This window comes from Metapseudomonas phytobenefica (assembly GCF_043392685.1).
GTDB lineage: Bacteria > Pseudomonadota > Gammaproteobacteria > Pseudomonadales > Pseudomonadaceae > Metapseudomonas.
In genome coordinates, this window is record NZ_JBHZGM010000096.1 from 1 (window position 1) to 614 (window position 614).

The window sequence follows — 614 nt, forward strand, 5'->3', positions numbered from 1 at the left end:
GAGACCACGATCTTGCGCCAGTTTGCCGGGCTGAGCCTGGAGCGTATCCCCGACGAAACCACCATCCTCAATTTCCGTCGCCTGCTGGAGAAGCACGAGTTGGCGGCTGGGATTCTGGCGGTGATCAATGGCTATCTGGGGGATCGTGGCCTGTCGCTGCGCCAGGGCACCATCGTCGATGCGACGCTGATCCACGCGCCGAGTTCGACCAAGAATCAGGACGGCAAGCGCGACCCGGAAATGCACCAGACGAAGAAGGGCAACCAGTATTACTTCGGCATGAAGGCCCACATCGGCGCCGATGCCGAGTCCGGCCTGGTGCACAGCGTAGTGGGGACGGCTGCCAACGTTGCAGACGTTACCCAGGTCGACAAGTTGCTGCACGGCGAGGAAAACATGATTGGGGCCGACGCGGGTTATACCGGCGTAGAGAAGCGCCCGGAACATGAAGGCCGGGAGGTGATCTGGCAGATCGCGGCCCGCCGCAGTACGTACAAGAAGCTGAGTAAGCGCAGCGCGCTGTACAAAGCCAAGCGCAAGATCGAGAAGGCCAAGGCACAGGTGCGCGCCAAGGTCGAGCACCCGTTCCGGGTGATCAAGCGGCAGTTTGGTTA

1 protein-coding gene is annotated in these 614 nt (G+C 61.6%); it reads left to right on the forward strand.

Features of this window, described 5'->3' with window-relative positions; genetic code table 11:
- On the forward strand, nucleotides 1-614 hold a 614-nt coding region (locus ACFW0B_RS25910), incomplete at both ends, for an IS5 family transposase (protein WP_449151811.1).